The sequence below is a fragment of the Methylobacterium trifolii genome (genome assembly GCF_022179685.1).
In the GTDB taxonomy this organism is placed as follows: domain Bacteria; phylum Pseudomonadota; class Alphaproteobacteria; order Rhizobiales; family Beijerinckiaceae; genus Methylobacterium; species Methylobacterium trifolii.
Genome location: NZ_BPRB01000198.1, coordinates 16,527 through 39,874, shown reverse-complemented (window position 1 = coordinate 39,874; position 23,348 = coordinate 16,527). Strand labels below are relative to the sequence as shown.

Below are 23,348 nucleotides of genomic sequence, written 5' to 3'. Positions count from 1 at the left end.
GCTCGAACACGTCGAGGCCCGCGGCCGAGACGTCGCCGGCTTCGATCAGCCGGGCCAGCGCGTTCTCGTCGATCACCTCGCCGCGGGCCGTGTTGACCACGATCGCCTCGGGCTTGAGCAGCTTGAGGCGGCGGGCCGAGAGCAGGTGGTAGGTGGCCGGCGTATGCGGGCAGTTCACCGAGACGATGTCCACGCGGGCCAGCATCTGGTCGAGGGATTCCCAGTAGGTCGCGTCCAGCCCGCTCTCGATGGCCGCCGGCACGCGGCGGCGGTTGTGGTAGTGGATCTGGAGGCCGAACGCCTTGGCGCGGCGCGCCAGCGCCTGCCCGATCCGGCCCATCCCGACGATGCCGAGCCGCTTGCCGGTGATGCGCCGGCCGAGCATCCAGGTCGGCGACCAGCCGGTGGTCCAGTCGTCGTCCGGGATGATGCGCGCGCCCTCCGTGACCCGGCGGGCGACCGCGAGGATCAGCGCCATGGTCATGTCGGCGGTGTCCTCGGTGAGGACGCCGGGGGTGTTGGTGACGGTGATGCCGCGCTCCAGCGCCACGCCTACGTCGATGTGGTCGACGCCGTTGCCGAAGTTGGCGATCAGCCGCAGGTTCGGGCCGGCCTGGGCCAGGAGGCCGGAATCGATCTCGTCCGTCACGGTGGGCACCAGCACGTCGGCCTCGCGCAGGGCGGCGGCGAGGGCGTCGGTCCCCATCGCCTTGTCGTCCTGGCTGAGGCGCACGTCGAAGAGTTCGCGCATGCGCGTCTCGACGGCGTCCGGAAGGCGCCGCGTCACCACGACGAGCGGCTTGCGCTTCGAGGTCATCACTCCTCCCCTGTCATGTAGGCCCGGTCCCGTGCCGGCTGCCCGTCATCCGGCGCACGGTCCGCCCGGAATCCGGACGCCCGGCGGGCGCCGCCGGTTCCCGGCCGCAAGCGTCCGTTAACCGGACTCGGCGAGACAGGATCGTACGGCATCCGTGAACGCCCGCGCCCGGCAGCGGGCCTTCCGGCCTCTCTATCAGAGCGAGGGCGGAACACAATCGGCCGGCCGGAATCGGCGCCTGCGCCGGGGACACCTCTAGGAGACGGACGATGCGTGTGGCCCGCTTTTTCCTGATCGGTCTCGCCCTCGTCCTCGCGGCGCCGGCCTCGGCCGCACCCGCGGCCCCGGCCGCGCCGGAGGCGGGCATGGGCCCCGTCACCAAGCTTCCGCTGCCCCGTTACGCCAGCCTGAAGACCGATCGCGTCAACCTGCGCGAGGGGCCGTCGAAAGACCACCGCACCCTGTGGGTGTTCCAGCGCGCGGGGCTGCCGGTCGAGATCGTGGCCGAGTTCGAGACCTGGCGCCGGATACGGGATTCCGAGGGCACCGAGGGCTGGGTGCTGCACTCGCTGCTCTCGGGCCGGCGCACCGCGATCGTCACGCCGTCGCGGGCGGCGGACAAGGCGACGGCCCAGGCCGCGGTCCCCCTGCGCGCGCGCGCCGACGACGGCGCCGAGGACGAGGCGCGCTTGGAGGCGGGGGTCATCGGCAGCGTGAAGACCTGTTCCGGCACCTGGTGCCGGCTCGTCGTCGCCCTGCCGTCCAAGCGCGGGGACGTGGACGGCTACATCAAGCAGAACCGCCTCTGGGGGGTCTACCCGAACGAGCGGGTGGAATAACGCAAAAGACCCGGACGCTGCCGGGCCTTCGAGCGTTTCAGATCAAGCTGAAATGCGATCAGCTCGCCCGGCGGACGCCCGGCCGGCGGCGCAGGCGCACGATGACCTCGACGCCGGCGATCTCCATGCCCTCGGGGGCCTCGGGCAGCGAATCGATGGTGATGCCGCAATCGGGCATGTCCAGCACCTGTCCCTCGTCCTCGAGGAAGAAGTGGTGGTGCTCGCTCGGGTTGGTGTCGAAATAGGCCTTCGAGCCGTCCAGGGCGAGCTGGCGCAGCAGGCCGGCCTCGGTGAACTGGTGCAGGGTGTTGTAGACGGTGGCCAGCGAGACCGGCACCTTGGCGCGCATCGCCTCGTCGTAGAGCATTTCCGCCGTCAGGTGACGGTCCCCGCGGCCGAACAGGAGCCAGCCCAGGGACAAGCGCTGGCGCGTCGGCCGCAGGCCGGCGCGGCGCAGGCGGTCGCGCAGGTCGGAGAGCGGACAGCCGCGAAGGCCCGCTCCGGAGGCATCCGCCTGGATCGACGGAATTCGGCCGCTGAGCACGGCCTGCAGGGGCACCAGATCGGACATCGCTGGTTTGAACGCTCACGAAGGGACGCGGGAATATAGCAAAGAGTATATTGGAGCGGTGTTCGCACCGCAACCCGACTCCGCCGCGGTGCGCCCCGTGAATTCCGCCGGCCTGCCCGCCTCGCGTCCCGCAGCGGTCGCCCGAGGTTGACCCGCGGCTCCGCCTCTACTAGAGACGCGCTTCGTCGACGGGGCTCCATTGCGGGGCCCCGTGGCGTTTTCATACGCACCCGCGAGCGGCCTCGACCCCGCTCTGTCGTCCCGGGCTCCACCATGCCGCGGGAAGAGGAGGGCGCGTTCCTCGATCAACTCTCACGAGAGGACACGCGACATGTCGAAGCGGATTCAGGCCAAGCACAAGCTCGACCGCCGCATGGGCCAGAACATTTGGGGCCGCCCGAAGAGCCCCGTCAACCGCCGCGAATACGGCCCCGGCCAGCACGGCCAGCGCCGCAAGGGCAAGATGAGCGACTTCGGCACGCAGCTGCGCGCCAAGCAGAAGCTCAAGGGCTATTACGGCAACATCACCGAGAAGCAGTTCCGCCGCTACTACGCCGAGGCGATCCGCCTGCGGGGCGATTCGAGCGAGAACCTGATCGGCCTGCTCGAGCGCCGCCTCGACGCCGTGGTCTACCGGTCGAAGTTCGTCGCGACGCCGTTCGCCGCGCGCCAGTTCGTCAACCACGGCCACGTCAAGGTCAACGGCGTGCGCGTCAACATCCCGAGCTACCTCGTGAAGCCGGGCGACCTGATCGAGGTCAAGGAAGCCTCGCGCCAGCTCGAGGTCGTCGTCGTGGCGAGCCAGCTCTCCGAGCGCGACGTGCCCGACTACATCGAGGTCGACCACCAGAAGATGACCGCCCGCGTCACCCGCGTGCCGGGCCTCACCGAGGTGCCCTACCCGGTGCAGATGGAACCCAACCTCGTGATCGAGTTCTATTCCCGCTGATCCGTCCGGCTCTCTCGGACATGCGAAGGGCCGCCCGTGAGGGCGGCCCTTTTTCGTGGCGCGCGTCCGGTGTGGTGCCGAGGCTCAGCAGCCCCGGCAGATCGAGCCCATGGTGTCGTGCATCTTGGAGTCCCACGCCTTGTCGCGGGCCTGGGAGGCCTTCTGCGCCTTAAGCATCGCCGCCTCGTTGGCGGCCTTCATCGGCGCGCCCCCGCTGCCCGGCGGCTTGGTCTGGCCGGTCGCGGCGGTGCTGCGGGCGGGCTTGGAGCCGGGGCTGGGCGGCGCGGCCTGCGCCGAGGCGGCGCTCGCTGCCAGCGATGCGGCGAGGGCGAGCGCGGTGAGCGCGTGGCGCATGGACGTTGATCTCCCGTGGGGCGCGGCCGGTCCCGACACGATGCTTGCATCGGGATCGGTCCGGCCCTGAACTCGACGCGCGCGATACCGCGTGCAGGAGCGGAAATTATGGCGTCGTCGCGTGAGGGGAGGGGACCGATCCTGAAGTCGGGCAACCGCCGCGAGGTCCTGGCGGGAGCGCTCGCGCGCCTCGCCCCGCGCCTGCCCGCCTTCGAGGCGGACGCGATCCTCGACCGGGCGCTCCTGAGCCCCGGCCTGCGGGGCGCCGCCGCGGAAACCGCCGCGCGCCTCGCCCTCACAGCCTATGCCCGCCACGTCTTCACCGATTACGACGGCCTCCTGGACGACGGCTACGACCGCGACAGCGCCCGCCACTTCGTCCTGGACGACCTCAACGCCGTGCTCGCGGCCTGGGGCGCGCGGCCGATCCCGGAGGACGGGGAGCCGGACGAAGCGGAGGCCTGATTCGGCGAGTCGCAAGGCGCATTCGGAGTGCTATAGGACGCGCCGACGCCGCATGCCGCGGCCGGTCGGAGTTCCGGAAGACCAATGAAGATCAGCGCGCGCAACGTCCTCAAGGGCACCGTCGTCTCCATCGACAAGGGCGCCACCACGGCCCACGTGAAGATCGAGATCGGCCCCGGCCAAGTCGTCACCGCCGCGATCACCAACGAGGCCGTCGACGCCCTCAAGCTCGTCGCCGGCGGCTCGGCCTACGCCGTGGTCAAGGCCTCCGACGTGATGGTCGCCGTCGACTGAACCCCCTCGTCGGGGCCTGCCGCCGTTGCTCCGGCGCGGCGGCCGGGTACGATGCCGGGACGGCAGAGGATCGCGACCACCATGAACGTGCTCGGCATCGAGACGACCTGCGACGAGACCGCGGCCGCGGTCGTCGCGCCGGGGGAGGACGGGCGCGGCCTGATCCGCTCCAACGAGGTGCTGAGCCAGATCGCCGAGCACGCGGCCTATGGCGGCGTGGTGCCGGAGATCGCCGCCCGCGCCCACGTGGAGGTGCTCGACCGGCTGATCGCCCGCGCCCTCGACCGGGCGGGCCTCGGCCTGAAGGAGCTGGACGGGATCGCGGTGGCGGCCGGGCCCGGCCTGATCGGCGGGGTGCTGATCGGCCTCGTGACCGCCAAGACTCTGTCGCTGGTCAGCCGGAAGCCGCTCTTGGCCGTCAACCACCTGGAGGCGCATGCGCTGACCGCCCGGCTGACGGACGGCCTCGCCTTCCCCTACCTGCTTCTGCTGGCCTCCGGCGGCCACACCCAGCTCGTCGCGGTCAAGGGCGTGGGCGACTACGTGCGCCTGGGAACCACCATCGACGACGCCATCGGCGAGGCCTTCGACAAGATCGCCAAGCTCCTGGGGCTGGGCTATCCCGGCGGCCCCGAGGTCGAGCGCATGGCCGAATCCGGCGACCCGGAGCGCTTTTCCCTGCCGCGGCCGATGCTCGGCCGGCGCGAGGCCGACTTCTCCCTCTCCGGCCTCAAGACTGCGCTCCGCATCGAGGCGGAACGGATCGCCCCGCTGGCCGAGCGCGACGTGGCCGACCTCTGCGCCGGCTTCCAGGCCGCGGTGGTGGACGTGGTGGTGGACCGGACCCGCGTGGCGCTGCGCGCCTTCTCGGGCGTGGCCGGGCACCCGACCGCCCTCGTGGCGGCCGGCGGCGTCTCGGCCAACGGCGCGATCCGCCGGGCGCTGGCGGCGCTGGCCGGCGAGGCGGGCCTGAGCTTCGTGGCGCCGCCCCTGGCCCTGTGCGGCGACAACGGCGCGATGATCGCCTGGGCCGGGCTGGAGCGCCTGCGCCTCGGGCTCACCGACGACCTCACTGCGCCTGCCCGCGCCCGCTGGCCCTTCGCCGAGAAGCCCGCCGCCGGAGCCCTGGCCGGGTGAGGGCGGCCGGGCGCCGGCTGCCCGCGGAGCCGGGGCCGCTCTTCGGGACCGCCGCGTCCCGGCCCGAGCAGCAGGCCCGCTGGCGCCGTCTGGTCGACAGCCTCCTGCCCGAGGCGGCGCGGACCCGCCCCGACTGGCCGGTGCGCCTCGACCATTGCTTCGCCCGCATCCTCCTCGACAACGCCTGCGGCGGCCCCTGGCGGGAGAGCGTCGCCCCGCCGGCCTGGGCCAACATGCCGGAAGCGCGCCTGTCCTGCGCCATCGAGCTCGGCGAGGCCGTGCTCGCGGGCCGCGCCGACCTCGCCCTGCTGAACCGGCGCTCGCTGCAATGGCGCGGCAGCCTCAAACCCCCGCCGGCCCCGGATGGCTTGCGCGACGGCGACCTCCTCCTCCGGCGCTGGCGCCGGTCGGACGACGCGGCCTTCGCCGCCCTGAACGCCGACCCGGAGGTGATGCGTCACTTCCCCAGCCCGAAAGGCCGGCCCGAGAGCCTGATGGAGGCCCGCGCCCTCGACCGCCGCTTCGAGGCGGACGGGTTCGGACCCTGGGCGGTGGAGGAGGCCGGCCGCTTCCTCGGTTTCGCCGGGGCCATGCGCCTGATGCGGGCGATGCCGTTTACCGGCGGCGAGCGGCCGGGGGATTGCGTCGAGGTGGGCTGGCGTTTCGCCACGGCCGGCTGGGGCCGGGGGCTCGCCACCCGCGCCGCGCGCCTGAGCCTCGCCGACCTGTTCGGCCGCTGCGGCATCCACTCCGTGGTGGCCTTCACGGCCGCCGGCAACGCGCCCTCGCGCAGGGTGATGGAGCGGCTCGGCATGGTGCACGTGGCCACCGAGGATTTCGACCATCCGGGGTTGCAGGCGGGGAGCCCGCTTGCCCGCCACGTGCTCTACCGGCTGGCGGCCTCGGACTGGCAGGCTTTGAGGACGGGACCGATCGCATGAGCGCAAGGGATGGGATCGGCGACGGGATCGGCGTGGTGGGCGGCGGCGCCTGGGGCACGGCGCTCGCGAACGCCGCCGCCGCCGCCGGCCGCGACGTGGTGCTGTGGCTGCGCGACGAAGAGGCCGCCGCGCGCCTCGAACGCGACCGGGAGAACGCCCGCTACCTGCCGGGCGTGCCCCTGCACCCGCGCATCCGCGCCACCGGGCGCGCGGCCGATCTCGGGGGCACCGGGGCGAACCTGCTGGTCGTCCCGGCCCAGACCATGCGCGGGGTGCTGGGCCAGTTGCGGGCCGTGCTCGCCCCCGGCGCGCCGGTGGTGCTCTGCGCCAAGGGCATCGAGCGCGGCACGGACAGCTTCATGAGCGCGGTGGCGGCCGAGGCCCTGCCGGATGGGACGCCGGTGGCCGTGCTCTCCGGCCCGAGCTTTGCCGCGGACGTCGCCCGCAACCTGCCCACCGCCGTGACGCTCGCGGCGCAGGATGCGGCCCTGGCCGCCGCCCTCGCCCGCAGCCTGTCGGGGCCTGCCTTGCGCCTCTACCACACCGACGACGTGCGCGGCGTCGAGATCGGCGGGGCCGGCAAGAACGTCCTGGCCATCGCCTCGGGCATCGTCGCGGGGAGGGGCCTGGGCGAGAGCGCGCGGGCCGCGCTGATCGCCCGCGCCTTCGCCGAACTGATGCGGTTCGCGCGGGGCTTCGGCGGCCGGGCCGAGACGCTGATGGGCCTCTCGGGCCTCGGCGACCTCGTGCTGACCGCCTCCTCGCCCCAGTCCCGCAACTTCGCCTTCGGCGAGCGCTTGGGCGCGGGCGCCACGCCCGAGGAAGCCGCCGGCGGCAAGCTCGCGGAGGGCGCCTTCACCGCCGCCGCCCTGGTGGCGCTCGCCCGCGGACGCGGGATCGAGATGCCGATCGCCGAATCGGTGGCCGCCATCGTCTCCGGCGCGGCCAGCGTCGAGGACGTGGTGGCCCGGCTCCTGGCCCGGCCCCTCAAGGGAGAAGCGGAATGAGCGGATTTCCGATCCGGGACTTCCTCGCCGGCCGCGGCCCGGACGGGTCCGGCCGCAGGATCGCGCAGGTGATCGCCTTCGAGGATGGGCGCATCGAGGCCGTGCACGACTTCATCCAGTGGTGCTTCCCCCTCCCGGAGGCGAGCCGCGCCGTGCCCGGCGCCCCTGTCCTTGCGCCCGGCGAGGCCGACGCCATCCGCGCCGACCCCGAGGCGCTTGCGGGGCTGTCCGCCATGCTCGCGCGGATGCGCCGGTTCTATGCCGGGACCGACCTCTGGCTCGGCGCCCACGACCACAACCACCTGCGCATCACCCGCATCCTCACGGCCGTGCGCGCCCTGCTGGGCGAGGCCGAGGCGCAGGATTTTTTCGCGTTCGTCACCGCCCGGAATGCCGGGGCCGGGGCGCCGATCAACCGGCAGAGCCTGGCCTTCTGGGCGGCGGCCCTCGCGCCGCGCCACTGACCGGGGCCGACGAAAAACGGGGTTAGGCGTCCAGGGGCGATTGCCCTGCGCCGGCGGATCGCCGAAGGCGTGCCCGTGACGAATCCGGCGGGAGAACGATGGCGCACTGGCTCTTCAAGTCCGAACCCGCGACCTGGTCGTGGGACCAGCAAGTGGCGGCAGGCGCTGTCGGCACGCACTGGAACGGGGTGCGCAACCACCTCGCCAAGAAGCACCTGATGGCGATGCAGGTGGGCGAGCACGGCTTCTTCTACCACTCGAACGAGGGCAAGGCGGTGGTCGGCCTCGTCGAGGTGATCCGGCCCTATTACCCCGACGACACCGACGCGACCGGCCGCTTCGGCATGGTCGACCTGCGCGCCATAAGGCCCCTGCCGCGGCCTGTCGGCCTCGACGCGATCAAGGCCGCGCCGGGGCTCGCGGACATGGTGCTCGTCACCAATTCCCGCCTCTCGGTGCAACCGGTGAGCGCGGCGGAATGGGCCCTCGTCCTGGCGATGGGCGGGCTCGACTGAGGGGGCGGTGCCCGTCCCGGGGAACCCGGAAGACACAGGCGCCCGCCCGCCTCGTGAAACCCGTCCGAAATCCGCGTTCCTCGCGTTGACGCTCCGCGCGGGCGCGGCCTAGACCTGTCGCCATGCGCAGGCGTTCGCCCGGATCGGCTGGAGGGCGCGCGATCATTGCCGTGATCGCGCTCTACGCGCTGCTGCTCCAAGCCTTCCTCGGCGCCCTCGCGCCCCCCGCCTTCGCCGGCCCCGGCGAGGCGATGATCTGCGGGCACGACGGAACGGACGCGCCCGCCGACGACCCGGCAGCCTGCCGCCAGCACGAATGCTGCCTCCCGATCCACGCCGAACCGCTGACGCTCGCCCCCGTGGCGAGTCTGCTCGCGACGCCCGCCTGGCCCCTGCGCGTGGCGACGCGCTTGGTCTGGAGCCCCGCCGACGCCATCGCGCCCCGCGCGCCTCCCGACCCCACCGCCAGCCCCCGAGGTCCGCCCGCACTCTGACCGATCCGCTCTCCCGATCGCTCAGACCCGGACCTCACGCCTATGTCACGCCTGCTCTCCGGCGACGCCGCCGCGTTCCCTCACGCGCCGGCCGTGCGCTTTTCGCGCGAGGCCGTGTACCGCGCCGTCTGGCGCTGGCACTTCTATGCCGGCCTCCTCAGCCTGCCCTTCCTGGTGCTTCTGTCGGCCACGGGCGCCCTCTACCTGTTCAAGGCCGAGATCGACGGGACCGTCTTCGCCTACCGGACCACCGTCGCGGTCCGGGCGACGCCGCCGCTGGGACCGGATCGGCTGATCTTCAACGCCACCCAGGCCGTGCCCGAGGCCGCGCCCGTCACCTTTACGGAGCCGGCGAACTCCGCCGCCTCGGCGCTCGTCACCCTGGCCGGCCCGACCGGCAAGATTCTGGTCTGGCTCGACCCCTATAGCGGCGACGTGCTCGACCGGGTGGCGGCCGACCAGGAATTCTCCTCCGTGGTGCGGCGCCTGCACAGCCTCGCCTATTTCGGGCCGCTGGCGAACGCCGTGATCGAGGTGGTGGCGGGCTTCGCCCTGATCCTCGTCCTCACCGGCCTCTACCTGTGGTGGCCGCGCGGGCAAGGAGGCGGTGTCGTCTCCGTCCGGGGCCGGCCCCGCACACGCGTCTGGTGGCGCGACCTGCATGCGGTGACGGGTCTCGTGGCCGGCGGCGGCCTGTTCTTCCTGGCGGCCACCGGCCTGCCCTGGTCGGTCTGGTGGGGCCAGCAGTTCCGCAACGTGACGAACCAGGCCGGCCTCGGCCAGCCCCGCGAACTCTGGGCCGGCAAGCCCGTCTCGGCCGTACCGATGGGTGAGCGGCTGGAGAGCGCCGGCTGGACCATGCAGGACGCACCGGTGCCGCTCTCGCGCCCCGGCCCGACGCCGCTGGGCATCGACCGCGCCGCCGAGATCCTGCACGGCCTCGGGATGCCGGCGGGCTACGAACTCGCCCTGCCGCGGGGAGCGAGCGACGTCTACGCCGCAGCGATCTATCCCCGCGACGTGGCGGGCCAGCGCCTCGTCTCCCTCGACCAGTATAGCGGCCGGCCCCTCCTCGACGTGCGCTTTTCCGAACTCGGGCCGGTGGGCCGGGCGATCCAGTACGGCATCGGCATCCACAAGGGCGAGTATTGGGGCCGGGCCAACCAGCTCGCGATGCTGGCCTTCTGCCTCGCCACCATCCTGCTTTCAGTCACCGCCGGGGTGATGTGGTGGAAGCGCCGACCCGCGGGCGGCCTCGGCGTCCCGCCCTGGCCCCGCGACCGGCGGATCGCGGCCACCGTCACCGCCCTGGTGCTGGGTCTCGGCGCGCTGTTTCCCCTGACGGGCCTCGCCATCCTCTTGATGCTCGGAATCGACCTCGCGGCCCAGGCCCTGCGCGGCCGCAGGGCCGCTGCCGGCGCGGGCCTGCCCCTGTGCCTCGCGGTGATCGCGGTCGGCTGCCTTCCGACCCCGGTCCGTGCCGAGGACGCCGCCGTCACCCTGGAGGAACTCACCGTCACCGGGGACGGGCCGCGCGGCGCCTTCGGCGTCGCCGCCCCCCCCGGCTCGTCCGCCAGCGTCATCGAGCAGCCGGTCGGCCAGGTCGTCACCGCGATCGGACGGCAGGGCACCATCGCCGACCGCCCGGCCACCAGCATCGGCTCGGTGCTGCTCGACAGCCCCGGCATCACCGTGCGCCAGGGCAACGGCGCCCGCGACGTGGTGGTCTCGATCCGCGGCAACAACGCCCGCTCCACCGGCGTGACCAAGAACATGGTCGTGCTGGAGGACGGCTTCGTGATGACCCAGCCGGACGGCGCCTCGCGCTTCGACATCGTCGATCCCCGCGCCTACAGCCGCATCGACGTGTTCCGGGGGCCGCAATCGGCCCTGTTCGGCAACTACGCCACGGGCGGGGCGCTGGCCTTCCGCACCCGCACCGGCCGCGAGATCGACGGCTACGAGATCGGCACGGATGCCGGCAGCTTCGGCTACCTCAGCAACTACTTCACCGTCGGCGGCGTCAGCGGCCCGGTGGAGATCAGCCTGTTCGCCAGCGACGTGCGCGCCAACGGCTACCAGGACCATGCGAGCTACAACACCCAGACCATCAACCTGCTGGCGAGCTACACGCCGTCGCCCGACACGCGCATCACCCTCAAGGTGATCAACAACGACCTGTTCGCGGCGCTCCCCGTGCGCTCGTCGCTGGACCAGTTCGGCGTCAACCCCTACCAGCGCGGCTGCGCCTCCGGGCTCGCCCCGGCGCCGGGCTGCACCATCATCAACCTGTTCCGCAACGGCCTGTTCGGCGCCACCGTGCCTGTGGCGGCCGGGGACGGCGGCTTCCTGCGCAACGACCGGCGCACCATCGTGGCCGCCCGCATCGAGCACGACATCGACGCGCAGACGACCTGGCGCCTCCAGGGCGGGTTCGACGAGCGCAACTTCAACCAGCCCTTCTACGCGACCTCCTCGCGAGGCAGCTATCCGTCCTACAACCTGCTGACCGACCTGACCCGGCGCGGGGATTTCTTCGGGCTGCCCGCCACGGGCTACGTGGCCCTGAGCGCCAGCGCGCTGGACAGCCACATCTCCACCTACAACCGCGCCCCCTACGGCGGCCCGCGCCTCGGCGGGCTGATCGGCGACCAGGACGCGGTGCAGGCCAACCTCGGCGGCCGGGCGCGCGGCGAGGTCGCCCTCTCCGACCAGTGGACGGGGGTGGCCGGCATCAGCGCCGAGAATACCTGGATCACCGGGCGAAACCGCGCCTACGCCTACGCGGCGGCGGGGACCACGACGACGCTCGCCACCGCCGACCGCAGCTTCCTCAACGTCGCGCCGGAACTGGCCCTGGTCTACCGCCCGAGCACGGAATGGGCGTTCCGCGGGCGTGCGGCCACCGGCTACACCACGCCGGCGGCCAGCAACCTGTTCATCACGCCGGCCGGCCTGCCCGGCGCCAACACCCAGTTGCAGACCCAGGAGAACCTCGGCTTCGACCTCGGCGCCGACTGGACCCCGACGCCGGGCCTGCGCCTGAGCGTGACCGGATTCTACGAGTTCTTCCGCAACGAGCTGGTCTCGCAATCCCCCGGCGCCGGCCTGATGGCCTACACCTTCAACGCGCCTGCCTCCGAGCACCGCGGCATCGAGGTCGGCGCCGACTGGGCCTTCGCCCCCGGCTGGCGGGCCACTGCGGCCTACACCTTCGACGACCAGATCTACACGGACTACGTCGAGCAGCTGAGCGCGGGCACCCGCACCGCCCGCTTCGACCGGGCCGGCAACCACATCCCCGGCGTGCCGGCCCACCAGTTGCTCGCCCGGATCGGCTACGACCAGCCGACCGGCCCGCTGGCCGGCCTCGGCGCCTTCGTCGAGACCGTGTTCCAGGACGACTTCTATATCGACAACGCCAACCTGCTGCGGGCGCCGGGCTACGCCATCGTCAACGCCAACGTGCACTACGCCACCGACCTGGCCGGCGGCTACGCAAAGCGGCTGAACCTCTACCTGGAGGTCCGCAACCTGTTCGACACGACCTACGTCGCCTCGGCCCAGAACCTCGCCAATTCCCTCAACGCGGCCACCGGCCTGCAGAACGGGGCGGCTCTGCTCTCGGCCACCACCGGATCGGTCTTCGCCGGCGCGCCGCGGACGTTTATGGGCGGGATGAAGCTGTCGTTCTGATCCGCCCCCTGGCCCGGAGCTTGCTGCCGCATCCGGTGTGATGCCGGCCGGTGCGACATCCGCGCCGCGGGATCACCCGCGTTCGGCCGGCCCCCTTGCCTGCCGGCCGCCATCCGGCGCACGCTCAGACCCGATCCCGCAGAGGCCCGATCCTTTGGAGTCCCGCTTGTCCAGACGCCCGTTGAAAGCCCTCGCGCTCGGCCTCCTCCTCGGCCTGAGCGCTGCGGCGGTCCCCGTCCAGGCCGCCAACGTCTTCCGCTTCGCCTTCCAGGGGGACATCAAGTCGCTGGACCCCTATTCCCTGAAGGAGAGCTTCACGATCGGCATGCACGGTGCGGTCTACGAGTCCCTCGTCACCCGCGACAAGAACCTCAAGTTCGCCCCCCAGCTCGCCGAATCCTGGGAGACGCCCGAGCCGACGCGCTGGCGCTTCCACCTGCGCAAGGACGTGACGTTCCACGACGGCTCGCCGTTCACCGCCGACGACGTGATCTTCTCCGCCGCCCGCGTGCGGGCGCCGGGCTCGAACTTCCAGACCAACGTGCCCGGCGACGCCGAGTTCGTGAAGGTCGACGACCACACCGTCGACATGCTGCTGAAGAAGCCCAACCCCATCGCGATCTACCAGTTCTCCACCTGGTACATCATGTCCAAGGCCTGGGCGGAGAAGAACGGCGCGGTCGCGCCCTCGCCGGCCAGCGCCACGTCGCCGAGCTACGCGGCGCTCCACGAGAACGGCACCGGCCCCTTCGTCGTCACCGAGCACCAGCCCGGCGTGAAGACGGTGTTCAAGAAGTTTTCCGGCTACTGGGGCAAGGTGGAGTCGAACCTCGACGAGGCGGTGTTCACCACCATCGGCAACGACGCCACCCGCGTCGCCGCGCTCCTGTCGGGCGAGGTCGACTGGGTCGATCCGGTGCCCCTCCAGGACCAGCAGCGCGTCAACGCCAGCGGCACGGCGACCGTGATGGCCGGCCCCGAGCTGCGCACGATCTTCCTCGGCATGGACCAGGGCCGCGATGAGCTGAAGGACTCGACCGTCAAGGGCAAGAACCCGTTCAAGGACGCGCGGGTGCGCGAGGCGTTCTACCTCGCCATCGACGAGGACACGATCGCCAAACGCGTCATGCGCGGGCAGGCCACCCCCTCCGCCCTGCTGATCGCGCCCACGCTCTACGACCGCTCGGGCGAGTTCAAGCGCCCCGCCTCGGACGCCAAGCGGGCCAAGCAGCTGCTGACCGAGGCCGGCTATCCGGACGGCTTCGGCCTGACCATGGACTGCCCCAACGACCGCTACGTCAACGACGAGCCGATCTGCCAGGCGGTGGTCTCGATGCTGGCCCGCATCGGCGTGAAGGTGAACCTCGCCGCCCAGCCCAAGGCCAAGTACTTCGCCAAGGTGCTGGCGCCCAGCTACGACACCTCGTTCTATCTCGTCGGCTGGACGCCCTCCTCGCAGGACAGCCACAACATCCTGTTCGAGATCGCCGGCTGCCGGAAGGGCGACAAGTCAGGCCGCGGCGGCTGGAACCTCGGCAATTACTGCAACCCGAAGATCGACGAGATCGCCGACCGCGTGGAGAGCGAGACCGATCCCAAGAAGCGCGACGCCGAGATCAAGGAGGGCTTCGACACCATCCAGGCGGATTGGGGCTACATCCCCCTCCACCAGCAGGCGCTCGCCTGGGGCGTCTCGAAGAAGGTCACCCTCGTGCAGCGCCCGGACAACATGCTGATGCTGTACTGGGTCTCCAAGGAGCCGTGATGGGAGGGGCGTGAGCCGTGCTCGCCTTCATCCTGCGCCGGGCGCTCCAGTCCGTCGCCGTCCTGGCGGTGGTCGGGCTCATCGCCTTCTCGATGTTCCGCTTCGCGGGCGATCCCGTGAACCAGATCGTCGGGGCCGACACGCCGGTGGCCGAGCGGGCCGAGGTGCGCCGGAGCCTCGGCCTCGACGACCCGACCCTGGTTCAGTTCGCCCGCTACGCCGGCAACGTCCTGCGGGGGAATTTCGGCATCTCCTACCAGTTCCGCCAGCCGGTGGCGTCGCTGCTCGCCGAACGCATGCCCGCCACGCTGGAGCTCGCCTTCTGCGCGACGGTGTTCGCCCTGTCGGTCGGCATCCTGATGGGGGTCTACTGCGCCCTGCGGCGGGAGACCTGGCTCGCCAAGCTGTTCCAGGCGGTCTCCCTGGTGGGCGTCAGCCTGCCGACCTTCCTGATCGGCATCCTGCTGATCTTCCTGTTCTCGGTGACGCTGGGCTGGCTGCCGAGCTACGGCCGCGGCGACACCGTGCGGCTCGGCTGGTGGACCACCGGCTTCCTCACGGGCTCGGGCCTCAAGGCCCTGATCCTGCCCGCGATCACCCTCGGCCTGTTCCAGATGACCCTGATCATGCGCCTCGTGCGGGCCGAGATGCTGGAGGTGCTGCGCACCGACTACATCCGCTTCGCCCGCGCGCGGGGGCTGACCACCCGCGCCGTCCATTTCGGCCACGCCCTCAAGAACACCCTGGTCCCGGTCATCACCATCGCCGGGCTGCAGCTCGGCTCGGTCATCGCCTTCTCGATCATCACCGAGACGGTTTTCCAGTGGCCGGGCATGGGGCTGCTGTTCGTGCAGGCGGTGCAGAACGTCGACATCCCGATCATGGCCGCCTACCTGCTCCTGGTGGCGGCGATCTTCGTGACCATCAACCTCGTGGTGGACGTGCTCTACACCGTGGTGGACCCGCGCCTGCGCCTCTCCGTGGGCAAGGCGGCATGAGCGCATCCGCCGGGGAGGCCGCCCTCCCACCGCCCGCCGCCGCGCCCCGCTCCCGGCTTGCGCGCTTCCGCGATTCCGACCTGTGGGCGAGCTTCAAGCGCTCGAAGCTCGCGATCGGGGCGCTCGCCGTGACGGCCCTGCTGTTCACCCTGGCCATCGCCGCGCCGCTGATCTCGCCGCAGAACCCCTACGACCCGGCCCAGCTCGACCTCATCAACTCCAACCTGCCGCCCCTGTGGCAGGCGGAGGGGCAGGCGCCCTTCCTGTGGGGCACCGACGACCAGGGCCGCGACGTGCTCTCGGCCGTGTTCTACGGCCTGCGCCTCTCGCTGATCGTGGGCATCCTCGGCGTCCTCGTCTCGGGGGCGCTCGGCATCGCCCTCGGGCTGGTCGCCGGCTATGTCGGCGGCTGGCTCGACACGCTGATCATGCGGGTCGCCGACGTGCAGCTCACCTTCCCGGCCATCCTGATCGCGCTGATCGTGGACGGGGTCGCCAAGGCGGCCTTCGGCGGGGCGCTGGACACCAACGCCACCATCGGGCTCATCGTGGTCTCGATCGGCCTATCGTTCTGGGTGCAGTACGCCCGCACCGTGCGCTCCTCGGTGATGGTGGAGAAGGGCAAGGACTACGTCCAGGCCGCCCGGCTCATCGGCCTGTCCTCCCCGGTGATCATGCTGCGCCACGTCCTGCCCAACGTCACCGGCCCGGTCTTCGTCATCGCCACGATCAACCTGGCGCTCGCGATCATCACGGAGGCGACCCTGTCCTTCCTCGGCACGGGGCTGCCCGAGACCATGCCGTCGCTCGGCACCCTGATCCGCACCGGCAACCGCTTCCTGTTCTCGGGCGAGTGGTGGATCGTCGCCTTTCCGGGCCTGGCGCTCGCCGGGCTGGTCCTGGCGATCAACCTGCTGGGGGACTGGCTGCGCGACGCCCTGAACCCGAAGCTGCAATGAGCGACACCGTCCTCTCCGTGCGCGACCTCTCCGTCGCCTTCGAGACCCGGCGCGGCACCCTCACGGCCATCGACGGCGTCTCCTTCGACATCGCCAAGGGCGAGATTTTGGGGGTCGTCGGCGAGTCCGGGGCCGGCAAGTCCGTCACCGGTGCGGCGGTCATCGGCCTGATCGACCCACCCGGCCGCATCGCCGGCGGCACGATTACCTTGCGCGGCGAGCGCATCGACGACCTTCCCCCCGAGCGCATGCGCCGGGTGCGGGGGCGGCGCATCGGCATGATCTTCCAGGACCCGCTCACCTCCCTCGATCCGCTCTACCGGGTCGGCGACCAGATCGTGGAGACGATCCGCACCCATACCGACCTGTCGCAGAAGGCTGCGCGTGCCCGCGCCATCGCCCTGCTGGCGGAGGTCGGCATCCCCGCGCCCGAGCGGCGCATCGACGGCTACCCGCACGAGTTCTCCGGCGGCATGCGCCAGCGCGTGGTGATCGCCCTGGCGCTCGCCGCCGAGCCGGAACTCATCATCGCCGACGAGCCGACCACGGCGCTCGACGTCTCGGTCCAGGCCCAGATCATCACCCTGCTGAAGCGCCTCTGCCGCGACCACGGCACCGCCGTGATGCTGGTGACGCACGACATGGGCGTGATCGCCGAGGCCGCCGACCGGGTCGCCGTGATGTACTCCGGCCGCATCGCCGAGATCGGCCCGGTCGCGGACGTGGTGCGCGAGCCCCGCCACCCCTACGCGGCCGGCCTGATGGGCGCGATCCCGACGCTGACGCAAAGTCCGGGGCGCCTCGCCCAGATCCCCGGATCGATGCCCCGGCTCACCGCCATCCCCGCGGGCTGCGCCTTCCACCCGCGCTGCCCGAAGGTGTTCTCACGGTGTCGCGTCGAGCGGCCGGAGCCGATCCCGGTCGGCCCGAGCCGGGTCGCCTGCCACCTCTTCGACGCGCAGGAGAACGCGGCATGAACGTGCCGGCCGGCGCCGCCCCCTACGTCGAGGTCGAGAACCTGCGTCGGGTCTTCGACGTGTCGAAGCCCTGGCTCAACCGGGTGATCGAGCGTGCGCCGCGCCAGAGCCTCAAGGCGGTGGACGGGGTCGGCTTCACCATCGCCAGGGGCGAGACCTTCGCGCTGGTTGGCGAATCCGGCTCCGGCAAGTCCACGGTGGCGCGGATGGTGGTCGGCCTGCTGGAGCCCTCCGGCGGCGAGGTCCGCATCACCGGCGTGTCGATGACGGACCCGAAGCAGGCGGCCGCCCGACGGCGGCTGCGCGCCCGCATCCAGATGATCTTCCAGGACCCCTACGCCTCGATGAACCCCCGCTGGAGGGTGGGCCGGATCGTGGCCGAGCCGATCCGGGCCTTCGACCTGATCCGGGGCGAGGCCGCGATCCAGGCCCGCGTCGGTGAGTTGCTGGGGCTGGTCGGCCTGCATCCGGACGATCGGAGCAAGTATCCGCACGCGTTCTCCGGCGGCCAGCGCCAGCGGGTGGCCATCGCCCGCGCCCTGGCCTCGCAGGCCGAGTTTTTGGTCGGAGACGAGCCGACCTCGGCGCTCGACGTGTCGGTGCAGGCTCAGATCCTCAACCTGATGCGCGACCTCCAGGACCGGCTCGGGCTGACCTACCTGTTCATCTCCCACAACCTCGCCGTGGTGCGCCACATGGCGACCCGCATCGGCGTGATGTATCTCGGCCGCGTGGTCGAGATCGGCGGCGGGCGCGAGCTGTTCCTGCGCCCGCGCCACCCCTACACCCGGATGCTGCTCGATGCGGTGCCCGACCTCGGCCATATCGGCCGCGCCCGCGTGCCCGTCTCCGGCGAGATCCCCAATCCGATCGACCCGCCGCCGGGCTGCGCCTTCAACCCCCGCTGCCCCCTCGCGGCCGAGCGCTGCCGCCGCGAGGTGCCGCAACTGATCGACGGCGTGGCCTGCCACGCGGTCGAGGAAGGCCGGGCCGGGTATTGATCGGACTGAAACGCGCCCTTCGGTGGAGTCAGGCCGCGTCGTCCGGCCGGTCGAGGGGCAGGCAGCCGCGGGCTTCGAGTTCGGCCCGCACGGCCTTCTTGGTGATCTTGCCGTAGCCGGATTTCGGCAGCCCGTCCCAGACGAAGACCCGCTTCGGCAGCTTGTAGCGGGAGACCTTGGGCGCCAGCCAGGCCAGCAATGTGTCCTCGTCCAGGGCGGCCCCCGAGCGCAGGACGCAGACCGCGACGCCGACCTCGCCCCAGGTCCGGTCCGGCACGCCCAGGATCGCCACCTCGGCGATGGCCGGATGCTCCAGCATCTTCTCCTCGGTCTCGCGCGGATACACGTTCGAGCCGCCGGAGATGTACATGTCCGAGGCGCGGCCGGTGATGAACAGGAAGCCCTCCGCGTCGTGGTGGCCGAGGTCGCCCGTCCTGAACCACCCATCGCGAAACGCCTGCGCGTTGGCCTCCGGGTTGTCGTAGTAGCCGGCAAACACCGCCGGGCCGCAGACGCAGATCTCGCCGGTCTCGCCCGGCGCCAGTTCGCGGCCATCGTTGTCCTGGATCTGGACCTGCATGCCGGTGCGCTCATGGCCGCAGGTGCCGACCCGCGCCCCCGGCCCGTCTTCCAATGCGTGCAGGCGTGGGGGCAGCACCGTGATGTTGCCGGTGACCTCGCCGAGGCCGAAATACTGCACCAGTACCGGGCCGAGCTTGGCGAGCGCGTGCTTCTGGTCCGCCCGGTACATCGGCGCGCCCGCGTAGATCACGTGGCGGAGGCAGGAATGGTCGTGCCGGTCCACCGCGTCGTGCTCGGTCAGCATCTTCACGATGGTGGGCACCGTGAACAGGTTGGTGATGCGCCAGCGCGCCACCAGGGCCCAGGCCTCGTCGGCGTCGAACCGGTCGCCGCCCATCAGGACGGTCTTGGCGCCGGCCGCGACCTGCACGAGCTGGTGGATGCCGGCCCCGTGCGAGAGGGGCGCCACCACCAGGGAGGCGTCGGCCTCCGTCGTGCCCGGCATCAGGTCGCAGAGGTGGTTGGTGACGACGAAGGCCATCTGGCCGTGCGTCAGCACCGCCGCCTTCGGGCGCCCGGTCGTGCCGGAGGTGAAGAAGAACCAGCACGGGTCGTCGTGCGCGACCCCCGCCGTCGGCGCCGCCTGCCCCGAATGGGCTGCGACGAGGGCATCGTAACCGGGCCCGAACTTCGAGGGGCCGATGGAGACGACGAGGCGCAGGTCGGGGGCCGCCGCCCGCACCGCCGCCTCGTGCCCGGGGAAGTCGGCCTGGCAGATCATCGCCGTGGCGCCGCTGGCACGCCCGAGATAGGCGACCTCGTCGGGCGTCTGGCGGAAGTTCGTCGGCACCCACACGGCCCCGAGGCGGAAGCAGACGAACATCGACTCGAAGAGCTGGTTGCAGTTCCTGGCCTGCACCAGCACCCGGTCGCCCTTGGTCACGCCGCGCTCGGCGAGCGCCGCGGCCATGGCGTCGACGCGGGCGTCGGTCTCGGCCCAGGACCAGGTCCGCTCGCCCCAGGCGAGGCCGACCGCCTCCCCGTGCCGGCGCGCGGACCGGCGCAGGAAGTGGGCGAGGTTCATCACCCGCCGCGTGCAAGGACTGACGCCGCCCTTCGGGGGCGGCCCGCCCGCGCTCACCTGCGCCGCTCCAGGATCGAGACGTAGTTGGCCACCGCCGCGCCGCCCATGTTGAACACGCCCGCGAGGTTGGCGTCCGCCACCTGCATCTCGCCGGCCTCGTTCATCAGCTGCAGGCAGGCCATGACGTGCATGGACACGCCGGTGGCGCCCACCGGATGCCCCTTGGACTTGAGGCCGCCCGACGGGTTGATCGGCAGGCGCCCGCCCTTCTCGGCCAGGCCCTCGCGCACCACGCGATACCCCTCGCCGGGGGCGGCGAGCCCCATGGCCTCGTACTCGATCAGCTCGGCGATGGTGAAGCAGTCGTGGGTCTCGACGAGGTCGAGGTCGGCAAGCGTCAGGCCGGCCTCAGCGCGGGCCTTCTCCCAGGCGAGCCGCGCCCCCTGGAAGGCGGTGGGGTCGCGGCGCGACAGGGGCAGGATGTCGTTGACGTGCTGGCGGGCCCGGAAGCCGATCGCGCGCTCCAGCCCCTCGGCGGTCTCCGCGTCGGCCACGACCAGGGCGGCGGCGCCATCCGAGATCAGGGAGCAGTCGGTGCGGCGCAGGGGGGCGGCGACGTAGGGGTTCTTGTCGGAGACGCGGTTGCAGAAGTCGAAGCCGAAGTCCCGGCGCATCTGGGCATAGGGGTTGGCCACGCCGTTGCGGTGGTTCTTGGCCGCGATCCGGGCCAGGTCCTCGCTGCGGTCGCCGTAGCGCTGGAAGTAGCCCGCCGCGATCCGCCCGAACACGCCGGCAAAGCCGCCTTCGATCTCGTCCTCCTCCTTGCGGTAGGAGGCGCCGAGCAGGATGTCGCTGGTCTCGGGCACGGTCTTGGCCGTCATCTTCTCGGCGCCCACCACCAGGGCGACCCGGCCCCGGCCGCTGTCCACGAAGTCCAGCGCCGCGTAGAGGGCCGCCGAACCGGTGGCGCAGGCGTTCTCCAGGTGCGTCGCCGGGACGTGGGCGAGATCCGGCATGTGGAGGGCCACCTGCGCCGCCTCGAAGCCCTGCTTCGAGAAGCCGTTGTTCATCACCCCGACATAGATGCCGTCGACCCGGTCCGCCCCGAGGCCTGCATGGGCCAGGGCCTCGCCCGAGACCCGTGCGATCAGGCTCTCGACGTCCGGGTCCTCCAGCTTGCCGAAGGGGGTGTGGGCCCAGCCCACGATGCAGGCGCGCGTCATCTCGGATTCTCTTCGTCTCGGGCGTCGGGTGGGGTCCTACGCCGTCAGGACAGCTTCCCGCAGGTCTTCTCCAGGATGGCCCAGGCTTCCTCGCCGTAGCGGCCCTTCCACTCCGCGTAGAAGCCGGCCTTGCGCAGCTTCTCCCGGAAGGGCTCCGGGTCGGGCTTGTTGAAGGTCAGGCCCTTGCCGGACAACTCGCCCTGGAGGGTGGCGTTGAGCTTGGCCACGTCCTCGCGCTCCTTCATGCCTGCGGCGTCGATGTGCCGGGCGACGACCGTGCGCAGGTCCGCGGGCAGGCGCTCCCAGGCGCGGCGGTTAGCCAGGAACCAGTAGCCGTCCCACATGTGGTTGGTCATGGAGCAGTATTTCTGCACCTCGTTGAACTTCGCCGTGGCGATGACGGCCAGCGGGTTCTCCTGCCCCTCGACGATCTTCGTCTGGAGGGACGAGTAGGTCTCGTTGAAGTTGATCGAGGTGGGCGCGGCGTCGAACGCCTTGAACATCGAGGTCCAGAGGGGCGAGGGGGGCACGCGGATCTTGAAGCCGCGCAGGTCCTCCGGGCTGGCGATCGGCTTCACCGAGGAGGTGGTCTGGCGGTAGCCGTTGTCCCAGATCTTATCCATGGCGACGAGGTTGGCCTTGGCGATCTGCCCGCGCACGTAGGCGCCGAGGTCGCCGTCCATCGCCTTCCACACGGCGTCGTAGTCCGGGAAGGCGTAGCCGATGCCGTTGATCGAGGCGGCCGGCACCAGGGTCGAGAGGATCAGCGGGGAGATCGTGAAGAACTCGACGCCGCCCGAGCGGATCTGGCTCAAGGTGTCGGTGTCCGAGCCGAGCTGGCTGGAGGGGAACACCTGCAATTCGAAGCGCCCGTTCGTCTCCGCCTTCAGCGCCGCGGACATCTCGCGGGCGCGGATGTTCATCGGGTGGGTGTCGGGCAGGTTGTTGGCGTATTTGTAGACGAACTCGGCCTTCTGGGCGCGGGCGACGTGCGGCGCCCCGATCAGGCCTCCCAATACGGCGGTCGAACCGGCTGCGAGCATGCGGCGGCGGGACAGAGACATGGTGGCGTGCTTCCTGGGGCGAGCCCGGACGGGCTCCCCGTTTCCTCGGTGTCGAAGACCCGTTCTGCGGATCCCAAGTCTTGTCCCTTCATCAGAATGCGATCCGCCGGAGGCTGTCAACGCGGGCCGGCCGCAGGTCGTGACTCAGTCCGACATCCAACGAAGCGGTCGGCACCGGGTGAGAGGCAATCCGGCCTCTGTCGGACGGGGGAACAGGCCGATATGGCTCCACGTGGCCCCGCTTCAGATCGGCGGCATCCGCGATGGACCACGAAGAACGGTCGCTGGGTTGCCAGACCCGTGTCGCGTCGAAGTGCGGGCCAGCCTCGCGGTGGCTGGCCAAGGCGAGGCGGCGTGATGCCGCCGACGAGACTCCCCCTGCGCCGTTCTAGGCGCAAGGAGACGTCCCGGTGATCGGGGGTGTTTGGAGGCGCTTAGTTTCGGGCGCCCTGAGAGGCCCCGATGCCGCCCAGGCCGATGCCGGTGTTGGCGCTTCGCCCCGACCCGCCACCCATGTTCCCCATCCCGCCATACAGGCTGCTGACGCCTTGCCCGCGCAGGATACCGGTCGGATCGCGTCGATCGGTCCGGCGCAGGTCGACGCTCTGCTCCTGGGCGCGGAAGGTCCGGGGCTGTTCGAGAGCATTCCATCGCGCCGATTGTGCCATCGATACGCTCGGGAGAAAGCTCAAGACGAACGCAGAGAAAACGACTGTATTTGTAAATCTCATTCCATGCTCCATGCGTGAAGTCATGCATGGTAGACGCTGAACCGAGTTCGCCTAATCCTGATGCACATATGAACTATTGTTAATCAAGGTGCATTTTCGCACGGCATATCAGGCCTCGCAGGATGCGTTTCGTCGTTCGCGCGTGCGACGGCCGCGCGGAAAATGCCAATTTTATAGGCTGAGACGATCAGGGCAGGAAATTCATCAGATGCGGCCGCGGGCCTGCCTCGATCTGAAAATTCTACGACGGGCGACTGTTTTTTGTAAATTACAGAATTAAATTATATAACCATAGTCAAATTACCCAGGGATAATGCATGAATATTCGATAATCATTGAGCCGATATCGCGCTGTCGGAGACGATCACGCAGGCGTGGTCCGCGGTCGAGCAACACGCAGGCCGTCTGCGCGGGCAAGGTCGCATCGCGCGCACTCGGTCGAGCCATGTCGGATGTCGAATCGAGGGGCGGTTGCGCCGCC

The 23,348-nt window shown here is 71.0% G+C and carries 22 protein-coding genes and 1 pseudogene; 17 read left to right on the top strand and 6 right to left on the bottom strand.

Going from position 1 to position 23,348, the window contains the following annotated elements; all coding sequences use genetic code 11:
- On the bottom strand, positions 1 to 820 hold an 820-nt coding region (locus COGEMETH_RS17280), incomplete at its 3' end, for a 2-hydroxyacid dehydrogenase (protein ID WP_238183839.1).
- Between the two features lie 266 nt (positions 821 to 1,086).
- Here COGEMETH_RS17280 and COGEMETH_RS17275 point away from each other — a divergent pair.
- The gene (locus COGEMETH_RS17275; RefSeq protein ID WP_238183838.1) at positions 1,087 to 1,656 is read left to right on the top strand and encodes an SH3 domain-containing protein; all 570 of its coding nucleotides are present in this window, start codon (positions 1,087 to 1,089) and stop codon (positions 1,654 to 1,656) included.
- Positions 1,657 to 1,714: 58 nt separating this feature from the next.
- On the opposite strand, the gene irr is transcribed toward COGEMETH_RS17275, so the two are convergent.
- Complete coding sequence (irr, locus tag COGEMETH_RS17270) at positions 1,715 to 2,227, bottom strand: Fur family transcriptional regulator Irr (RefSeq protein WP_238183837.1); 513 nt, start codon at positions 2,225 to 2,227, stop codon at positions 1,715 to 1,717.
- A 331-nt stretch (positions 2,228 to 2,558) separates the two neighbouring features.
- On the opposite strand from irr, the gene rpsD reads away from it, so the two are divergent.
- On the top strand, positions 2,559 to 3,176 hold the full coding sequence (rpsD, locus tag COGEMETH_RS17265; RefSeq protein ID WP_238183836.1) for a 30S ribosomal protein S4: 618 nt from the start codon (positions 2,559 to 2,561) through the stop codon (positions 3,174 to 3,176).
- An 84-nt stretch (positions 3,177 to 3,260) separates the two neighbouring features.
- On the opposite strand, the gene COGEMETH_RS17260 is transcribed toward rpsD, so the two are convergent.
- On the bottom strand, positions 3,261 to 3,530 hold the full coding sequence (locus tag COGEMETH_RS17260) for a hypothetical protein (RefSeq protein WP_238183835.1): 270 nt from the start codon (positions 3,528 to 3,530) through the stop codon (positions 3,261 to 3,263).
- 108 nt (positions 3,531 to 3,638) lie between these two features.
- Here COGEMETH_RS17260 and COGEMETH_RS17255 point away from each other — a divergent pair, with 108 nt between their 5' ends.
- The 15 genes and pseudogenes from COGEMETH_RS17255 (at position 3,639) to COGEMETH_RS17185 (ending at position 18,243) form a co-directional block, all read left to right on the top strand.
- Complete coding sequence (locus COGEMETH_RS17255; protein WP_238183834.1) at positions 3,639 to 3,995, top strand: DUF2293 domain-containing protein; 357 nt, start codon at positions 3,639 to 3,641, stop codon at positions 3,993 to 3,995.
- Between the two features lie 84 nt (positions 3,996 to 4,079).
- A complete protein-coding gene (locus COGEMETH_RS17250; protein ID WP_238183833.1) occupies positions 4,080 to 4,289 on the top strand; it encodes a TOBE domain-containing protein in 210 nt (69 codons plus the stop codon).
- Positions 4,290 to 4,370: 81 nt separating this feature from the next.
- Positions 4,371 to 5,426, top strand: a complete 1,056-nt coding sequence (tsaD, locus tag COGEMETH_RS17245) for a tRNA (adenosine(37)-N6)-threonylcarbamoyltransferase complex transferase subunit TsaD (RefSeq protein WP_238183832.1) — start codon at positions 4,371 to 4,373, stop codon at positions 5,424 to 5,426.
- Positions 5,427 to 5,443: 17 nt separating this feature from the next.
- On the top strand, positions 5,444 to 6,367 hold the full coding sequence (locus COGEMETH_RS17240; RefSeq protein ID WP_238183843.1) for a GNAT family N-acetyltransferase: 924 nt from the start codon (positions 5,444 to 5,446) through the stop codon (positions 6,365 to 6,367).
- Positions 6,364 to 7,374: an NAD(P)H-dependent glycerol-3-phosphate dehydrogenase gene (locus COGEMETH_RS17235; protein WP_238183831.1), complete on the top strand. Its 1,011-nt coding sequence runs from the start codon at positions 6,364 to 6,366 to the stop codon at positions 7,372 to 7,374. The genes COGEMETH_RS17240 and COGEMETH_RS17235 overlap by 4 nt, the downstream gene beginning before the upstream one ends.
- Complete coding sequence (locus tag COGEMETH_RS17230) at positions 7,371 to 7,838, top strand: hypothetical protein (protein ID WP_238183830.1); 468 nt, start codon at positions 7,371 to 7,373, stop codon at positions 7,836 to 7,838. The genes COGEMETH_RS17235 and COGEMETH_RS17230 overlap by 4 nt, the downstream gene beginning before the upstream one ends.
- A 98-nt stretch (positions 7,839 to 7,936) precedes the next feature.
- Positions 7,937 to 8,353, top strand: a complete 417-nt coding sequence (locus COGEMETH_RS17225; protein WP_238183829.1) for an EVE domain-containing protein — start codon at positions 7,937 to 7,939, stop codon at positions 8,351 to 8,353.
- 170 nt (positions 8,354 to 8,523) lie between these two features.
- On the top strand, positions 8,524 to 8,847 hold the full coding sequence (locus COGEMETH_RS17220; protein ID WP_238183828.1) for a hypothetical protein: 324 nt from the start codon (positions 8,524 to 8,526) through the stop codon (positions 8,845 to 8,847).
- Positions 8,848 to 8,889: 42 nt separating this feature from the next.
- A pseudogene (locus COGEMETH_RS17215) lies at positions 8,890 to 10,257 on the top strand (PepSY-associated TM helix domain-containing protein); the annotation flags it as partial.
- A complete protein-coding gene (locus COGEMETH_RS17210) occupies positions 10,240 to 12,543 on the top strand; it encodes a TonB-dependent receptor family protein (RefSeq protein WP_238183842.1) in 2,304 nt (767 codons plus the stop codon). The pseudogene COGEMETH_RS17215 and the gene COGEMETH_RS17210, both read left to right, overlap by 18 nt.
- A gap of 166 nt (positions 12,544 to 12,709) precedes the next feature.
- A complete protein-coding gene (locus tag COGEMETH_RS17205; RefSeq protein ID WP_373875386.1) occupies positions 12,710 to 14,308 on the top strand; it encodes an ABC transporter substrate-binding protein in 1,599 nt (532 codons plus the stop codon).
- A gap of 17 nt (positions 14,309 to 14,325) precedes the next feature.
- Positions 14,326 to 15,306, top strand: coding sequence for an ABC transporter permease (locus COGEMETH_RS17200; RefSeq protein WP_238183827.1), 981 nt, complete (start codon positions 14,326 to 14,328; stop codon positions 15,304 to 15,306).
- Complete coding sequence (locus tag COGEMETH_RS17195) at positions 15,303 to 16,265, top strand: ABC transporter permease (protein ID WP_238183826.1); 963 nt, start codon at positions 15,303 to 15,305, stop codon at positions 16,263 to 16,265. The genes COGEMETH_RS17200 and COGEMETH_RS17195 overlap by 4 nt, the downstream gene beginning before the upstream one ends.
- Positions 16,262 to 17,242, top strand: coding sequence for an ABC transporter ATP-binding protein (locus tag COGEMETH_RS17190; RefSeq protein ID WP_238183825.1), 981 nt, complete (start codon positions 16,262 to 16,264; stop codon positions 17,240 to 17,242). The genes COGEMETH_RS17195 and COGEMETH_RS17190 overlap by 4 nt, the downstream gene beginning before the upstream one ends.
- Positions 17,239 to 18,243: an ABC transporter ATP-binding protein gene (locus tag COGEMETH_RS17185; protein WP_238183824.1), complete on the top strand. Its 1,005-nt coding sequence runs from the start codon at positions 17,239 to 17,241 to the stop codon at positions 18,241 to 18,243. The genes COGEMETH_RS17190 and COGEMETH_RS17185 overlap by 4 nt, the downstream gene beginning before the upstream one ends.
- A gap of 28 nt (positions 18,244 to 18,271) precedes the next feature.
- Here COGEMETH_RS17185 and COGEMETH_RS17180 read toward each other — a convergent pair whose 3' ends face one another.
- Genes COGEMETH_RS17180 through COGEMETH_RS17170 form a run of 3 tightly spaced genes read right to left on the bottom strand, consistent with a single transcriptional unit; the run spans position 18,272 to position 22,136 of the window.
- Positions 18,272 to 19,849 carry an acyl-CoA synthetase gene (locus tag COGEMETH_RS17180; protein WP_238183840.1) on the bottom strand — a complete coding sequence of 526 codons (1,578 nt, stop codon included), beginning with the start codon at positions 19,847 to 19,849 and terminating at the stop codon, positions 18,272 to 18,274.
- A 53-nt stretch (positions 19,850 to 19,902) separates the two neighbouring features.
- On the bottom strand, positions 19,903 to 21,072 hold the full coding sequence (locus COGEMETH_RS17175; protein WP_238183823.1) for an acetyl-CoA acetyltransferase: 1,170 nt from the start codon (positions 21,070 to 21,072) through the stop codon (positions 19,903 to 19,905).
- Between the two features lie 44 nt (positions 21,073 to 21,116).
- On the bottom strand, positions 21,117 to 22,136 hold the full coding sequence (locus tag COGEMETH_RS17170; protein WP_238183822.1) for a TRAP transporter substrate-binding protein: 1,020 nt from the start codon (positions 22,134 to 22,136) through the stop codon (positions 21,117 to 21,119).
- Between the last annotated feature and the right edge of the window lie 1,212 nt (positions 22,137 to 23,348).

Bases quoted from the DNA above. Each gene is read 5' to 3' on its own strand.
- COGEMETH_RS17275 (WP_238183838.1), top strand. From the start codon at position 1,087: ATGCGTGTGGCCCGCTTTTTCCTGATCGGTCTCGCCCTCGTCCTCGCG.
- irr (WP_238183837.1), bottom strand. From the start codon at position 2,227: ATGTCCGATCTGGTGCCCCTGCAGGCCGTGCTCAGCGGCCGAATTCCG.
- rpsD (WP_238183836.1), top strand. From the start codon at position 2,559: ATGTCGAAGCGGATTCAGGCCAAGCACAAGCTCGACCGCCGCATGGGC.
- COGEMETH_RS17260 (WP_238183835.1), bottom strand. From the start codon at position 3,530: ATGCGCCACGCGCTCACCGCGCTCGCCCTCGCCGCATCGCTGGCAGCG.
- COGEMETH_RS17255 (WP_238183834.1), top strand. From the start codon at position 3,639: ATGGCGTCGTCGCGTGAGGGGAGGGGACCGATCCTGAAGTCGGGCAAC.
- COGEMETH_RS17250 (WP_238183833.1), top strand. From the start codon at position 4,080: ATGAAGATCAGCGCGCGCAACGTCCTCAAGGGCACCGTCGTCTCCATC.
- tsaD (WP_238183832.1), top strand. From the start codon at position 4,371: ATGAACGTGCTCGGCATCGAGACGACCTGCGACGAGACCGCGGCCGCG.
- COGEMETH_RS17235 (WP_238183831.1), top strand. From the start codon at position 6,364: ATGAGCGCAAGGGATGGGATCGGCGACGGGATCGGCGTGGTGGGCGGC.
- COGEMETH_RS17230 (WP_238183830.1), top strand. From the start codon at position 7,371: ATGAGCGGATTTCCGATCCGGGACTTCCTCGCCGGCCGCGGCCCGGAC.
- COGEMETH_RS17225 (WP_238183829.1), top strand. From the start codon at position 7,937: ATGGCGCACTGGCTCTTCAAGTCCGAACCCGCGACCTGGTCGTGGGAC.
- COGEMETH_RS17195 (WP_238183826.1), top strand. From the start codon at position 15,303: ATGAGCGCATCCGCCGGGGAGGCCGCCCTCCCACCGCCCGCCGCCGCG.
- COGEMETH_RS17190 (WP_238183825.1), top strand. From the start codon at position 16,262: ATGAGCGACACCGTCCTCTCCGTGCGCGACCTCTCCGTCGCCTTCGAG.
- COGEMETH_RS17185 (WP_238183824.1), top strand. From the start codon at position 17,239: ATGAACGTGCCGGCCGGCGCCGCCCCCTACGTCGAGGTCGAGAACCTG.
- COGEMETH_RS17180 (WP_238183840.1), bottom strand. From the start codon at position 19,849: ATGAACCTCGCCCACTTCCTGCGCCGGTCCGCGCGCCGGCACGGGGAG.
- COGEMETH_RS17175 (WP_238183823.1), bottom strand. From the start codon at position 21,072: ATGACGCGCGCCTGCATCGTGGGCTGGGCCCACACCCCCTTCGGCAAG.
- COGEMETH_RS17170 (WP_238183822.1), bottom strand. From the start codon at position 22,136: ATGTCTCTGTCCCGCCGCCGCATGCTCGCAGCCGGTTCGACCGCCGTA.